The organism is Novosphingobium rosa NBRC 15208 (genome assembly GCF_001598555.1).
GTDB classification, from domain to species: Bacteria; Pseudomonadota; Alphaproteobacteria; order Sphingomonadales; family Sphingomonadaceae; genus Novosphingobium; species Novosphingobium rosa.
In genome coordinates this window covers 1-14,686 of record NZ_BCZE01000074.1, presented here as the reverse complement: position 1 = coordinate 14,686, position 14,686 = coordinate 1, and the positions used below count along the sequence as shown (strand labels likewise).

The window sequence follows — 14,686 nt, the reverse complement described above, 5'->3', positions numbered from 1 at the left end:
GAGACCCCGCCCGTCTCTTATATGGGGTCCTCCAGAACCGGAGTGACTGCCGCCGCTCATGCGACACGGATGTGTGCGGCCCCATCCAAGGCTTGACCATCTCATGGCTTCACGCGCCGACAATATCGCGAGCACGCTCAGTCTCGCCAATTTTTCCAAGGCGACCGAACTCAAGAACCGCATCTGGTTCACCGTCGGCGCCCTGATCGTTTTCCGCTTCCTCAGCTTCGTGCCGCTGCCCGGAATCAATCCGTTGATTCTCGACAAGCTCTATTCGCGCACGCAAGGGGGCATCCTCGACATTTTCAACACCTTCTCGGGTGGCTCGCTGCAGCGCATGAGCCTGATCGCTCTGGGCGTGATGCCTTACATCACCGCCTCGATCGTGGTTCAGCTGGCGGCCTCGCTGCATCCCGCCCTCGCTTCGCTGAAGAAGGAAGGCGAGAGCGGCCGCAAGAAGATGAACCAGTACACCCGCTATGGCGCGGTGCTGCTCACGGCCATCCAGGGCTATTTCGTCGCCACCGGCCTTGAGGCCTATGGCGCGTCGAGCGGCCTGCAGGCGGTGGTGCTGCCCAGCATGATCTTCCGCATCTCGGCTGTCATCAGCCTGATCGGCGGCACGATGTTCCTGCTGTGGCTGGGTGAGCAGATCACCTCGCGCGGGATCGGCAACGGCACCTCGCTGATCATCATGGCCGGTATCGTGGCGCAGATGCCGCAGTTCTTCACGCAGCTGTTCGAAGGCGGCAGCTCGGGCTCGGTCAGCCCGATCGTCATCATCGGCATGCTGGCGCTGGTCATCGGCATGATTCTGTTCATCAGCTTTATGGAGCGTGCCACGCGTCGCCTGCTGATCCAGTATCCCAAAAGGCCAACGCAGAACGGCATGATGCATGCCGACCGCAGCCACCTGCCGCTCAAGATCAACACCGCGGGCGTGATCCCGCCGATCTTCGCGAGCTCGCTGCTGTTGCTGCCCCTGACCATCACCCAGTTCGCCGGCAAGTCGGTTTCGCCCGACAGCAAGCTGGGCGGGGTGATCGTGGCGCTCAACCAGTATCTGGGCCACGGCAAGCCGCTCTATATGCTGCTCTATGCCCTGGGCATCGTGTTCTTCTGCTTCTTCTACACCGCGGTTGTCTTCAACCCGGAGGAGACGGCGGACAATCTGAAGCGCAATGGCGGCTTCATCCCCGGCATCCGCCCGGGCAAGAACACGGCCACCTACCTGGATTACGTGCTGACGCGAATCACGGTTTTGGGCGCTGCCTATATTACTATCGTCTGCATTGTGCCCGAGTTCTTCATGGAGCAGACCGGTCTGCGCCTGGTGGTGGCCGGTGGCACCAGCCTGCTGATCGTGGTCAATGTGACGGTTGACACGATCACGCAAATCCAGTCCCATCTGCTGGCGCACCAGTATGGCGATCTCATCAAGAAGGCGAAGCTGAAGGGCCGCATGCGCTAAGCGCGGCCCCAAGGTTTTCAAACGCCGATTCAGTGGGGGAATTAGGACGTGAACATCATTCTGCTTGGGCCGCCGGGGGCGGGCAAGGGAACCCAGGCGCAACGTCTGGTTGAGCGTTTCGGCATGAAGCAGCTTTCCACCGGTGACATGCTGCGCGCCGCCGTGAAGGCGCAGACCGCCGTGGGCCTTCAGGCCAAGGCGGTGATGGAGCGCGGCGAACTGGTCTCCGACGAGATCGTCTCGGCGCTGATCGGTGAAGAGCTGGATGCCATGGGCGCCGACACCGGCGCGATCTTCGATGGCTATCCCCGCACCGAGGCGCAGGCCGAATCGCTCGACGGTATTCTGGCCTCGCGCGGCCGCAAGCTGGATCATGTGGTCGAACTCAATGTCGATGAGGATGCTCTGGTCGAGCGCATCACCGGCCGTTACACCTGCGCCACCTGCGGCAAGGGCTATCACGACCGCTTCGAGACGCCCAAGGTGGAAGGCGTCTGCGACAAGTGCGGCGGCACCGAGTTCAAGCGTCGTCCTGACGACAATGAGGCCACCGTGCGTACGCGCATGGCCGAATATCGCGCCAAGACCGCACCGATTCTGCCGGTCTATGAGGCGCGTGGCATCGTGCACCGCGTCGATGGCATGGCGCCGATGGATGATGTGACCGCCGCCATCGCGGACATTATCGGCGCGGGCATCATCGGCTGACGCTCCAACATGGGACAGGGGAGGGCCGATGCGGCACCTTTGACCTGCCTCCTGCTTTGGTGTAACAATTGAGCGGAGCCGATCCACGCATCGGCTCCGCTTTCGGCTTTTTAGCCCGAAGTCACGTTGACTTTCCGGTCGGCGTTGACACTCGGCGCGAATCGGTTTAGTCGCGCCCTTCACTCGACAAAAATAGGACAGTTCGGTTAGGGATTCGCCATTGGAATTGCCATGGTGGGGCCAGCCGAATGGTTTTGTTTGGGTTTTCGGGTGCATGAGCGTTGAGATGGAGGCCTTGAAGCACCATCCGGCATTCCTATCTGGGATGCACCGGGCGGTTGCCATGGGCTTCTGTGGAGCATGGAGAAGTAAGTGGCTCGTATTGCCGGGGTGAACATCCCCACCAACAAGCGCGTGATCATCGCGCTGACCTACATTCACGGCATTGGTGCGTTCAAGGCCAAGCAGATCGCCGACAAGCTGGGTATCGATCATACCCGCCGCGTGCAGGACCTTTCCGACCAGGAAGTGCTCCACATCCGCGAGGCGATCGACGCTGAGCACACCGTGGAAGGCGACCTGCGTCGCGAAACCGCGATGAACATCAAGCGTCTGATGGACCTGGCCTGCTATCGCGGCCTGCGTCACCGTAAGGGCCTGCCGGTCCGCGGTCAGCGCACGCACACCAACGCCCGCACCCGCAAGGGCAAGGCCAAGCCCATCGCTGGCAAGAAGAAGTAAGCCCTAAACCGGCTCCCCCTCTCTTTTTGTACAGAATACAGGATTTTATCCAATGGCACGTGAACCCCAGCGCCTTCGTAAGCGGGAGCGCAAGAACATCACCAGCGGCATTGCCCACGTCAATGCCAGCTTCAACAACACCATGGTCACCATCACCGATGCCCAGGGCAACGCGATCAGCTGGTCGTCTGCCGGCATGATGGGCTTCAAGGGCTCGCGCAAGTCGACCCCTTATGCTGCCCAGGTGGCCGCTGACGACGCCGGCAAGAAGGCCGCCGAACACGGCGTGCGCACGCTGGAAGTGGAAGTGAAGGGCCCGGGTTCGGGTCGTGAGAGCGCCCTGCGCGCCCTCCAGGCGGTCGGTTTCACCATCACGTCGATCCGCGACGTGACGCCGATCCCGCACAACGGCGTTCGCCCCTCCAAGCGTCGTCGCGTCTGACGATGCATCGGTGACGGGCGCCTGTTTCGGCGCCTGTCGCTTTTCTGCAAGGCCGCCGCATCACGCGCGTGATGCGCGGCCTTTCCCGCCAGAATAACCCCAGGGGAAGTCCATGACTGTCAACATCAAGAACTGGCAGGAACTGAAGAAGCCCAACGCCCTCGAGATCAAGCCGGGTGCCGATGGGAAGCGCCGCGCGACTTTCGTCGCCGAGCCGCTCGAGCGTGGTTTCGGCCTGACGCTCGGCAACGCGCTGCGTCGCGTGCTGCTCTCCTCGCTTCAGGGCGCGGCGATCACCTCGATCAAGATCGAGAATGTCCTGCATGAGTTCTCCAGCCTGGCTGGCGTCCGCGAGGACGTGACCGACATCGTGCTGAACGTGAAGCAGATCGCCCTGCGCATGCAGGGTGAGGGCCCCAAGCGCCTCCAGCTTTCGGCCACCGGCCCGGCTGAGGTGAAGGCGGGCGACATCGCCGTGACCGGCGATATCGAGGTGATGAACAAGGATCTGGTGATCTGTCATCTCGACGAAGGCGCCACCCTGAACATGGAACTGACCGCCGACACCGGCAAGGGTTACGTTCCGGCCGTTCAGAACCGCCCCGTCGATGCGCCGATCGGTCTGATCCCCGTTGACTCGCTCTACTCGCCGGTGCGTCAGGTCAGCTACAAGGTTGACAACGCCCGTATCGGCCAGGAGCTGGACTACGACAAGCTGAACCTCTCGGTGGAAACCGACGGCACCATCACTCCGGAAGACGCCGTGGCCTATGCCGCGCGCATCCTTCAGGACCAGCTGGCGCTGTTCGTCCACTTCGAGGACGTGGCTCCCATCGGCGCGCCTTCGCTCGCCGGTCTGGGCGGTGCCGCCAGCGCCGCGCCGGAAGAGGGCGACACCAACCAGCTCAACCGCTACCTCCTCAAGAAGGTGGACGAGCTGGAGCTGTCGGTCCGTTCCGCCAACTGCCTCAAGAACGACAACATCATCTACATCGGCGATCTGGTCCAGAAGACCGAGGCCGAGATGCTGCGTACGCCGAACTTCGGCCGCAAGTCGCTCAACGAGATCAAGGAAGTTCTCTCTTCGATGGGTCTGCGCCTCGGCATGGACATCCCGGGCTGGCCGCCCGAGAACATCGAGGAAATGGCCAAGAAGCTCGAACAAGAGCTGCTGGGTTAAGGACTTTGGAAGGCGCTCCGCAAGGGGCGCCTTCTGCCTTTAAGTGAGGGCTTCTTTTATCGGAAGGCCTGCAAAAACGGCGATGGGTGGCTGCCGTGAACGCCACCGGGATCGGGCTACCTGATACGGGCCCCCTACGAACGGAAGGACTTATTTATGCGTCATAAGCACGGTCAGCGTAAGCTGCAGCGCACCAGCGGTCACCGCGCCGCCCTCCTGCGCAACCTGTCGGCTTCGCTCATCAAGCACGAGCAGATCACCACTACGCTGGCCAAGGCCCGCGAGCTGCGTCCCTACATCGAAAAGCTGATCACGCTGGGCAAGCATGGCGGCCTTTCGAACCGCCGTCTGGCTCACGCCCGTCTGCAGGACGATGCCCAGCTGGTGAAGCTGTTCGACACCCTCGCGGAGCGTTACGCTTCGCGCGCCGGTGGTTACACCCGCATCGTGAAGGCCGGTTTCCGCGCGTCGGACGCCGCCCCCATCGCGATCATCGAGCTGGTGGACCGCGACGTCTCGGCCAAGGGCCAGGGCTCGGGCCCGGTGCTGGTCGCCGAGGGCGAAGAGGCCTAAGCCTTTCGGTTTTAGCCTTGCGCTGAAACAAAAAGGGCGGCTCCGGACTTCGGTTCGGGGCCGCTTTTCCGTTTTGGAAGAAGGTTTGAAGAGAAGATGCGAGGGCCATCACCCTCGCGCTCCCTTGAGTGTCCACCTTGTGCATCGGCCTACAGCGCTGGCACGTATTCCATGGATATCAGCCTGGGGCGCTTCCTGTGGGCAAAACCCCCATCGCGTTGCGCCTGCTGACAAACGTGTTAACGTCGTGAACAATCAGGAAAGCATGGGGGCGACATTGTTGCGTGGTGAACGGAATGAGGCAGGGCGTATCGGTTCGGCATCCAAATGGCTCAAGCGCCCCATCATTTCGGTCTTGGCGCTGACCATGGCGACCAACGCCGCTGCCCAGCCACCCACGCCCGGCTATCCGCAAACCCGTCAGGGCGATGTCGTGGAGCAAAAATTCGGCGAAACCATCCACGATCCCTACCGCTGGCTGGAAAACAACGTCCGCTCCGACAAGGAAGTCGCCGATTGGGTCGAGCGTGAAAACGCCGTCACCCAATCCTATCTGGCGCAGCTGCCGGACCGTGACTGGTTCGCCCGGAACATTCGCGAACTCACCGATTTCGAGCGCTTCGGCCTGCCCCGCAAGGCCGGGCACCGCTATTTCTACCTGCGCAACTCCGGCCTGCAAAATCAGGCGCAGCTTTTCGTGCGCGATGGGCTACATGGCGAGCCGCGCCTGCTGCTCGATCCCAACACATGGGCCAAGGATGGGGCCACCGCGCTCGATCAATGGGTGGCCTCGCCCGATGGGCATCATCTGGCCTATTCCATCCAGGACGGCGGCAGCGACTGGCGCAGCCTGAAGGTGGTCGATGCCACCACCGGCCAGCTGCTCCCCGACGAGATCCATTGGGTGAAGGAATCCGACATCGCCTGGGTCGGGCGCGAGGGCTTCCTCTATTCGCGTTTCCCCGCCCCGCCCAAGGGGCAGGACTTCGAGGCGATCAACTACAACCACGCGCTCTATTTCCACCGCCTCGGCACGCCGCAGAGCGCCGATGAGCTGGTCTACACGTCCCCGGACCATCGCGACTGGAACCATATGGCGCAGGTGACCTCGGATGGTCGCTATGCCGTGATCACCACCGCCATCGGCACCGATGCCCGCTTTCAGATCCATGTGATTGACCTCAAACAGCGCCACGCGAAAGGCTGGGCCGCCCGCCCGCTGGTCACCGGCTTCGACCACTCATGGAAGCTGGTGGACAGCATGGGCACCCGCCTTTGGTTCCTCACCAACTGGCAGGCGCCGCGCTACCGCCTCGTATCCATCGATCTGGCCGAAGCAAATCCGCAATGGCGCGAGGTGCTGGGGCAGGGCGAGGCCACCTTGCAGCAGGCCAGCATCGTGGGCCACCGCCTGATCGTCTCGATGCTCAAGGATGCGGCCACCCGCGCCATCATCATCGATCTCAATGGCAAGCCGATGCGCGGGCTGGCGCTCAATGGCATCGGCACCGCCAGCGGCTTCAACGGCAAGCCGGGCGACGACGAGACCTTTTACAGCTTCTCCAGCTTCAACCGGCCGTCCACGGTCTATCGCCTCGATCTCAAGAGCGGCGATAGCGAGATCTTCGCTCAGCCCAAACTCAGCTTCGACCCCGAGGATTACGCCATCGAGCAGCGCTTCTACGCCTCGAAGGATGGCACCAAGGTGCCGATGTTCATCGTGCGCAGCAAGACCTCTGTAGGCAAGGCGGTGCCGACGCTGCTCTATGGCTATGGCGGCTTCGATATTGCGCTCACGCCGGGCTTCTCGGCGGCGCGCATGGCATGGTTGCGGGCCGGTGGGGCCTTCGCCATGGCGAACCTGCGCGGCGGCGGCGAATATGGCGCGGCGTGGCACGATGCCGGTCGTCTGGCCAACAAGCAGAACGTCTTCGACGATTTTATCGCGGCGGGCGAATATCTGATCCGCGAAGGAATCACCCCCAAGCACGGTCTGGCCATTCAGGGCGGCTCGAACGGCGGCCTGCTGGTGGGCGCCGTCACCAACCAGCGCCCCGATCTTTTCGCGGCGGCCAATCCGGCGGTGGGCGTGATGGACATGCTGCGCTTCGACCAGTTCACGGCGGGCCGCTATTGGGTCGACGATTACGGCTACCCCGACAGGGAGGCCGATTTCCGCAACCTGCGCAGCTATTCGCCTTATCATAACATCCGCAGCGGCACGGATTACCCGGCGATCATCGTCACCACCGCCGACACCGATGACCGCGTGGTGCCCGGGCACAGCTTCAAATACACCGCAGCCCTACAGGCGGCGCCTCTGGGGCCGAAACCGCATCTGATCCGCATCGAGACCCGCGCAGGCCATGGCGCCGGCAAGCCCACCGACAAGGCCATTGCCGAAAGCGCCGATGTGCTGGCGTTTCTGGCTGCGTGGTCAGGCCTGAAGGTGGGGGGCTGAGGCGGGGGCGTCCCGCTTCTCCTCAGCCACGCGGGGCTTGTTCCAGATCAGCGGCCAGATCAGCATCTCGCCCAGCGACTGCGGGCGCCGGGGCATGCCGGTGGCGGGCCTGCCCTCGGGGCGGCGATAGAAGCCGCAGAGCAGATCGAAGATCGGCAGCACCGCCGCGAAATTCTGGTCGTAATGCTCTGGCTGCGTGGAATGGTGGCGCCGGTGATAGGCCGGGCTGTTGAGCACCCATGACCACCGCCCGAAGTTGATCGGCAGATCGGCATGGGCGAAGAAATTCCACAGGCTGGCGATGCCGAAAGCGGCATAGATTGCCGCCGTTGGCGTGATCACCATCAGCGTGGCCGACCAGATCGTCACCTGCTTGATGAGCGGATCGGCCCAGTAGTGGCGCTGGGTGGTCAGCGCGCTCATGTTCGGGTCCGAGTGATGCAGCGAATGCATCGCCCAGAGGAAGGGAATGCGGTGCTGGGCGACATGAAACAGCCATTCCAGCCCGTCACGCACCACGAAAAAGATCAGAAACCCGGCCCAGAAGGGCAGATGCGCGCCATCGAGCAGTGCAGGCCCCGTCCAGCCGCGCAGCAACGGCACCAGCAGCACGACCGACCCGATCTGCAGCAAGGTTGCCTGCAGGTTGCGCCAGCCGTCATGCGGCGCCTGCCCCTTACGCTGCTCGATCAGCAGCAGGACAAGCACGACCACCAGCTGCGGCAGAAAGGCATAGAACACATCCATGCCGCCCGTTCTAGGCGAGGCTGGTTAACAAAGCGCACAGCGCGAACCGGTGGCCTTCGGCTTGGGAATCCGATGCTCACGTCACCGCCCAGATTGGGTCACAATGTCCGTTTAACCTCAAGCCATGCGCTCAAGGCACGCCCTGCCATTGCTCCTGCTGATCGGCCCCGGCGCGGCGTATGCGCAGGAGGCGCCACCAGGCCGCGTGCGGGAGATGATGGAGGAGGAACGCCGCCTCGCGCACCCCGGCCAGCACCGCGCCGATTGCCCGGCGGAAGATCCGTTCAACAAGGCCATCGTGGTCTGCGCGCCGGACAACAGCCCGCGCTACCGCATCCCCTCCGCCAGCGACGACCCAAACGATCCGGCTTCGACACGCGGCGGGCCTCTGAAAGCGCCTGACATGTATGGCGGGCCGCCCTGCACGGGGCTGTGCATCAAGGGCGGTTATGCGCCGCCGCCGGTCTATTACATCGACCTGTCGAAAATCCCCGAAGCGCCGCCCGGCAGCGATGCTGACAAGATCGCCAAAGGCGAGATGCGCGCCCCCTAGAGCCGCATAAGAAAAGGGCGTTTCCGCACGGTGCGGAAACGCCCTTTCTGTTTTTGGCCGGAAAGACCGATCAGATATGGATCGGCTTGCCCTGCACGGCCATGGCCGCTTCCTTGATCGCTTCCGAGTGGGTCGGGTGAGCGTGGCAGGTGTAAGCGATGTCTTCCGACGTCGCGCCGAACTCCATGGCCTGCGCGGCCTGGGCGATCATCGTGCCAGCCACGCTGGCGATGCACCACACGCCCAGCACGCGGTCGGTGGTGGCGTCGGCGATGATCTTCACGAAGCCCTCGGGCTCGCGGTTGGTCTTGGCGCGGCTGTTGGCCAGCATCGGGAACTTGCCGACCTTCACCGTGTGACCGGCAGCCTTGGCGGCTTCCTCGGTCAGGCCCACGCCCGCGAATTCGGGGGTGGTGTAGACCACGCCGGGGATCACGTCATGGTTCACGATACCGGTCAGGCCCGCGATGTTCTCGGCAACGGCAATGCCCTCGTCCTCGGCCTTGTGCGCGAGCATCGGGCCGGGGATCACGTCGCCGATCGCCCAGACGCCATCGACCTTGGTGCGGAAGTCATGATCGGTTTCGATCTGACCGCGCGCGTTCAGCTCCAGACCGATGTTCTCCAGACCCAGACCAGCCGTGTTGGCGCGGCGGCCGATGGCCACCAGCACGGCGTCGGCCTTGAGCTGCTCGGCAGCGCCGCCAGCGGCAGGCTCGATGTCGAGCGTGACGGTCTTGCCCTCGACCTGAGCGCCGGTGACCTTGGTCGACAGCCTCAGCTCGAAGCCCTGCTTCTTGAAGATCTTGGCGGCTTCCTTGCGGACATCGCCGTCCATGCCGGGGAACAGCTGATCGAGGAACTCGACCACGGTCACCTTGGCACCCAGACGGCGCCACACCGAACCCAGCTCCAGACCGATCACGCCGCCGCCGATGACGACCAGATGCTCGGGGATGCTCTCCAGCGCCAGAGCGCCGGTCGAATCCACGATGATCCCGGCGTCATTGTCGACGGTCACGTTGGGCAGAGGCATAACGCTCGAACCCGTGGCGATGACGATATGCTTGGCGGTGTAGGTCGTGCCGGCCACTTCGACGGTGTGCGCGTCCTTGAACTGCGCATAGCCCTTGAGCCAGTCGATCTTGTTCTTCTTGAAGAGGAACTCGATGCCGCCGGTCAGTTCCTTCACGGCGGTGGCCTTCTCGCCCATCAGGACGGGCAGGTCGATCTCGACGCCGGTGGTCTTCACGCCGAACTTGGCGGCGGCGCCATGCGCCACCTCCTCGAACATTTCCGAGCCGTGCAGCAGCGCCTTGGACGGAATGCAACCCACGTTGAGGCAGGTGCCGCCCAGCGTGGCGCGGCCCTCGGCGCAGGCGGTCTTCAGACCGAGCTGCGCCGCACGGATGGCGGCCACATAACCGCCGGGGCCCGCGCCGATGACGAGAACGTCGTACTGATAATCAGCCATTCTTCTATCCTTCCAGCGCTCAGAGGTCGATCAGCAGACGGTTGGGGTCTTCGATCGCTTCCTTGATGGTCTTGAGCGCGGTCACGGCCTCGCGACCGTCGATCAGGCGGTGATCGTAGGACAGGGCGATGTACATCATCGGACGGATCACGATCTGGCCGTTGCGGACCACCGGGCGGTCCTCGATACGGTGCAGGCCGAGCACGGCCGACTGGGGCGGGTTGATGATCGGGGTCGACATCAGGCCGCCGAACACGCCGCCGTTGGAAATCGTGAAGGTGCCGCCCTTCATGTCTTCCATGGTCAGCTTACCTTCCTTGGCAGCCTTGCCGTAGTTGGCGATCGCCTTCTCGATGTCGGCGAAGGACATCTTGTCGACATTGCGCACCACCGGCACCATCAGGCCCGAGGGGGCCGAGACGGCGACCGAGAGATCGACGTAATCGAAGTAGACGATCTCATCGCCGACGATCTGCGCGTTGACGCCCGGAATGTCCTTGAGCGCCAGGCACGAGGCCTTGGCGAAGAAGGACATGAAGCCCAGCTTCACGCCATGCTTCTTCTCGAAGCTGTCCTTGTACTTGTTGCGCGCTTCCATCACCGCCGACATGTCGACGTCGTTGAAGGTGGTCAGCAGGGCAGCAGTGTCCTGCGCGCTCTTCAGACGCTTGGCGATGGTCTGGCGCAGGCGGGTCATCTTGACGCGCTCTTCGCGGCGCTCGTTACCGGCAGGCGCGGCAACCGGAGCCGAGACGGCAGCGGTGGCAGGCGAGGCGGCCTTGGCTTGCGCTGCGGCAACCACGTCTTCCTTGGTGATGCGGCCGTCCTTGCCCGAACCCTTGATGGTGGCCGGATCGATGCCGTATTCCAGCACCGCGCGGCGCACGGCGGGGCTCAGCACGGCCGGATCGCTGCTTTCGGCGGCGGCGGGCTCGGCGGGGGCCACCGGGGTGACCGGAGCTGCGGCAGCCGGGGCAGGGGCCGCGGCGGCGGGAGCAGCGGCAGGCGCGGCAGCGGCGCCACCGGCCTCGATCGTGGCGATCACGGTGCCGACGGTGACGGTCTCACCCTCGGGGAACAGCTGGGCGCCCAGCACGCCCGCGACGGGCGAGGGCACATCGACGGCAACCTTGTCGGTTTCGAGGCTGGCAATGGGCTCGTCGAGCGCGACGGTCTCGCCGGGCTTCTTGAGCCACTGGCCGATGGTGGCTTCGCTGACCGATTCGCCGAGCGTGGGGACTTTGACTTCCGTGGACATGATGGGATTCCGATCTTTCAGACGGGAAAATTGGATAAGCCGGTTAGGAGGAACTGAGCCCGAAGGCTCAGCCCTTCTGCTGACGGCGGATTTCCGAACGGACCGACAGGCCCAGCGCATCGGCAACCAGCGCGCCCTGCTCAAGCGTGTGGCGCTTGGCCGAACCCGTGGCGGGCGAGGCCGAGGCATTGCGACCGGCGTAACGGGCACGGCCCGTCCTGGCGCCGGCGGCCTCGACCGCTTCCTCGATCAGCGGCTCCACGAAGAACCAGGAACCGTTGTTCTTGGGCTCTTCCTGGCACCAGACGATCTCTTCCAGCGCAGGCAGCTTGGCCAGACGCGCGGCGAGAGGCTCGCCGGGGAAGGGATAGATCTGCTCGATGCGGACGATCTGCGTGTCGGTGATGCCGGCGGCATCGCGCGCTTCCATCAGATCGAAAGCCACCTTGCCCGAGCAGAGCACGACGCGCTTGGTGTCGGCATCCGCCGGGGCCTTGGGGTCCGACAGGATGCGCTTGAAGTGACCGTCCTGGAACTCCTGCGCCTCCGACTTCGCCAGCGGATGGCGCAGTAGGCTCTTGGGGGCCATGATGATCAGCGGCTTGCGGAACTGGCGGTGCATCTGGCGACGCAGCACGTGGAAGTAATTCGCAGGGCTGGTGATGTTGCAGACCTGCATGTTGTCTTCCGCGCAGAGCTGCAGATAGCGCTCCAGACGGGCGGACGAGTGCTCCGGACCCTGGCCTTCATAGCCATGGGGCAGCAGCATCACGAGGCCGTTGGCGCGCAGCCACTTCGATTCCGACGAGGCGATGTACTGGTCGATGACGATCTGGGCGCCATTGGCGAAATCGCCGAACTGGCCTTCCCACAGCACCAGCGTCTTGGGATCGGCGCTGGCATAGCCATATTCGAAGCCCAGCACGCCATATTCCGACAGCGTCGAGTCATGCACCTCGAAGTGGCCATGCGGCACCGTGGTGAGGGGCACATACTTGTGCTCGTCATTCTGGTCGACCCACACCGCATGGCGGTGCGAGAAGGTGCCGCGGCCCGAGTCCTGACCCGACAGGCGCACGGAGTAGCCCTCGGACACCAGCGAGCCGAAAGCCAGCGCCTCGGCGGTTGCCCAGTCGAAGCCTTCGCCCTTGGTGAACATCTCGCGCTTGGCATCCAGCACGCGGCCCAGCGTCTTGTGGATGGTCAGGCCTTCGGGGATGGTGGTCAGCGTGCGGCCCAGGCTGTCGAACAGCTTGGTCTCGATGCCGGTGGGTACGTTGCGGCGCGCGCTTTCGGCGTCGGCAGGCTTGGTGAAGCCCGACCAGCGGCCGCCGAACCAGTCCGCCTCATTCGACTTGTAGGTCTTGGAGGCCTCGAAATGCTCTTCGAGATGGGCGTTGAAGGCCGAAACCTGATCGCCCAGGAAGCCCGCGTCGATCACGCCTTCCTGCTGCAGGCGGGCAGCGTAGATTTCGCTGACCGGCTGATGCTGGCGGATCTTGGCATACATCAGCGGCTGCGTGAACGAAGGCTCGTCGCCTTCATTGTGGCCGAAGCGGCGATAGCACCACATGTCGATCACGATGTCGCGGCCGAAGGTCTGGCGATAGTCCATGCCCAGCTTGCAGGCGAAGGTCACGGCTTCGGGATCGTCCCCGTTCACATGGATGATCGGGGCCTGCACGCCCTTGGCGACATCCGAGGGATACGGAGAGCCGCGCGAGAACTGGGGCGAGGTGGTGAAGCCGATCTGGTTGTTGATGATGAAGTGGATGCAACCGCCGGTGTCATACCCCTTCACGCCCGACAGGCCGAAGCATTCCCACACGATGCCCTGGCCCGCGAAGGCGGCATCGCCGTGGATCAGCACGGGCAGCACCTGCTTGTGCTTGGCGCCGGCGCCCACATCGGTGCCGATGTCATCGCGCAGCACCTGATAGGCGCGCGTCTTGCCGAGCACGACGGGATCGACGGTTTCGAGATGCGAGGGGTTGGGCATCAGGCTCATGTGAACCTTGGTACCGTCGAATTCGCGGTCGGTGCTGGTGCCGAGGTGATACTTGACGTCACCCGAACCGCCCACATCCTCGGGGTTGGCGGTGCCGCCCGAGAATTCGTGGAAGATCACCTTGTAGGGCTTGGCCATCACGTTCGCCAGAACGTTCAGGCGGCCACGGTGGGCCATGCCGTAGACGATCTCCTTGACGCCCAGCTGGCCGCCATACTTGATCACGGCTTCCAGGGCAGGGATCATGGACTCGCCACCATCCAGGCCGAAGCGCTTGGTGCCGACCCACTTCTTGCCGCAGAACTTCTCGTACTGCTCACCGCGCACCACCGCGCCCAGAATGGCCTTCTTGCCTTCGGGGGTGAAGTCGATGCTCTTGTCGGCGCCTTCCATGCGTTCCTGCAGGAACTTGCGCTCCTGCGTGTCGGCGATGTGCATGTATTCCAGGCCGACCTTGCCGCAGTAGTTCTGGCGCAGGATCGCGACGATCTCATTGACCGTGGCCCATTGCACGCCCAGCGCGCCGCCCAGATAGACCTTCTTGTCGAGCGCGGCGCCCGAGAAGCCGTGATACTCCGGCGTGAGGTCGGCGGGCAGCTTGCGGTTGTTGAGACCCAGCGGGTCGAGATCGGCGGCCAGATGGCCACGCACGCGATAGGTGCGGATCAGCATGGCGGCGCGCAGCGCATCGCTGGCGGCCTCTTCCACCGAAGCTTCGCTGACCTGGGTGCCGGCCTTCTTGGCGGCTTCCTTGATCGCGGCTTTCAGAGTGGTGGGGTCCAGAGCGCGGGTCAGCTCATCCTCGGCATCGCCGCCGACCAGAGGCCAGCCCTTGCGCTGCCAGCTCGGCCCTGCCTGAGGGGGCTCCTGCGCCATATCGGGAAGAAAATCGTGGCTTTCATTACCCATGGGAATCACCTTCCACGCGCCGGTCCGCTCCGGCACTTCATTCAATCATCTGTCGCGGCGGGCCCCCGGATGGGGCAGGCGCGAGACATGCCTTCAATCAAACAACGGGCATGGTGAACCCAGGCTGGCCCCATAAGGCCCACCATGCCCGATGCAGCTTA

General features: G+C 63.9%; 12 protein-coding genes. 8 read left to right on the top strand and 4 right to left on the bottom strand.

Annotated features, from left to right (window positions below; translation table 11 throughout):
- Positions 1-103: 103 nt before the first annotated feature.
- The 7 genes from secY (at position 104) to SR3_RS23795 (ending at position 7,576) form a co-directional block, all read left to right on the top strand.
- The gene (secY, locus tag SR3_RS23825) at positions 104-1,471 is read left to right on the top strand and encodes a preprotein translocase subunit SecY (RefSeq protein ID WP_068091522.1); all 1,368 of its coding nucleotides are present in this window, start codon (positions 104-106) and stop codon (positions 1,469-1,471) included.
- 48 nt (positions 1,472-1,519) lie between these two features.
- The gene (locus SR3_RS23820) at positions 1,520-2,179 is read left to right on the top strand and encodes an adenylate kinase (RefSeq protein WP_068091519.1); all 660 of its coding nucleotides are present in this window, start codon (positions 1,520-1,522) and stop codon (positions 2,177-2,179) included.
- A 372-nt stretch (positions 2,180-2,551) separates the two neighbouring features.
- A complete protein-coding gene (gene rpsM / locus SR3_RS23815) occupies positions 2,552-2,920 on the top strand; it encodes a 30S ribosomal protein S13 (RefSeq protein WP_068091516.1) in 369 nt (122 codons plus the stop codon).
- Between the two features lie 52 nt (positions 2,921-2,972).
- Positions 2,973-3,362: a 30S ribosomal protein S11 gene (rpsK, locus tag SR3_RS23810; RefSeq protein WP_068091513.1), complete on the top strand. Its 390-nt coding sequence runs from the start codon at positions 2,973-2,975 to the stop codon at positions 3,360-3,362.
- Positions 3,363-3,474: 112 nt separating this feature from the next.
- The gene (locus SR3_RS23805) at positions 3,475-4,542 is read left to right on the top strand and encodes a DNA-directed RNA polymerase subunit alpha (protein WP_068091510.1); all 1,068 of its coding nucleotides are present in this window, start codon (positions 3,475-3,477) and stop codon (positions 4,540-4,542) included.
- Positions 4,543-4,698: 156 nt separating this feature from the next.
- Positions 4,699-5,115 carry a 50S ribosomal protein L17 gene (rplQ, locus tag SR3_RS23800; protein ID WP_068091508.1) on the top strand — a complete coding sequence of 139 codons (417 nt, stop codon included), beginning with the start codon at positions 4,699-4,701 and terminating at the stop codon, positions 5,113-5,115.
- A 367-nt stretch (positions 5,116-5,482) separates the two neighbouring features.
- Complete coding sequence (locus SR3_RS23795) at positions 5,483-7,576, top strand: prolyl oligopeptidase family serine peptidase (protein WP_068091624.1); 2,094 nt, start codon at positions 5,483-5,485, stop codon at positions 7,574-7,576.
- Here the strand turns inward: SR3_RS23795 and SR3_RS23790 are convergent.
- The gene (locus SR3_RS23790; protein WP_068091504.1) at positions 7,553-8,323 is read right to left on the bottom strand and encodes a sterol desaturase family protein; all 771 of its coding nucleotides are present in this window, start codon (positions 8,321-8,323) and stop codon (positions 7,553-7,555) included. The genes SR3_RS23795 and SR3_RS23790 overlap by 24 nt on opposite strands.
- A 148-nt stretch (positions 8,324-8,471) precedes the next feature.
- On the opposite strand from SR3_RS23790, the gene SR3_RS23785 reads away from it, so the two are divergent.
- Positions 8,472-8,876, top strand: coding sequence for a hypothetical protein (locus tag SR3_RS23785; protein ID WP_068091499.1), 405 nt, complete (start codon positions 8,472-8,474; stop codon positions 8,874-8,876).
- Between the two features lie 70 nt (positions 8,877-8,946).
- On the opposite strand, the gene lpdA is transcribed toward SR3_RS23785, so the two are convergent.
- The 3 genes from lpdA to SR3_RS23770 all read right to left on the bottom strand — a co-directional run bounded on the left by lpdA (position 8,947) and on the right by SR3_RS23770 (position 14,525).
- Entirely contained in the window at positions 8,947-10,350 is a 1,404-nt protein-coding gene (gene lpdA, locus SR3_RS23780; RefSeq protein ID WP_068091496.1) for a dihydrolipoyl dehydrogenase, read from the bottom strand.
- A gap of 19 nt (positions 10,351-10,369) precedes the next feature.
- Positions 10,370-11,608, bottom strand: coding sequence for a 2-oxoglutarate dehydrogenase complex dihydrolipoyllysine-residue succinyltransferase (gene odhB, locus SR3_RS23775; RefSeq protein WP_068091493.1), 1,239 nt, complete (start codon positions 11,606-11,608; stop codon positions 10,370-10,372).
- A 67-nt stretch (positions 11,609-11,675) separates the two neighbouring features.
- On the bottom strand, positions 11,676-14,525 hold the full coding sequence (locus SR3_RS23770; RefSeq protein WP_068091490.1) for a 2-oxoglutarate dehydrogenase E1 component: 2,850 nt from the start codon (positions 14,523-14,525) through the stop codon (positions 11,676-11,678).
- Between the last annotated feature and the right edge of the window lie 161 nt (positions 14,526-14,686).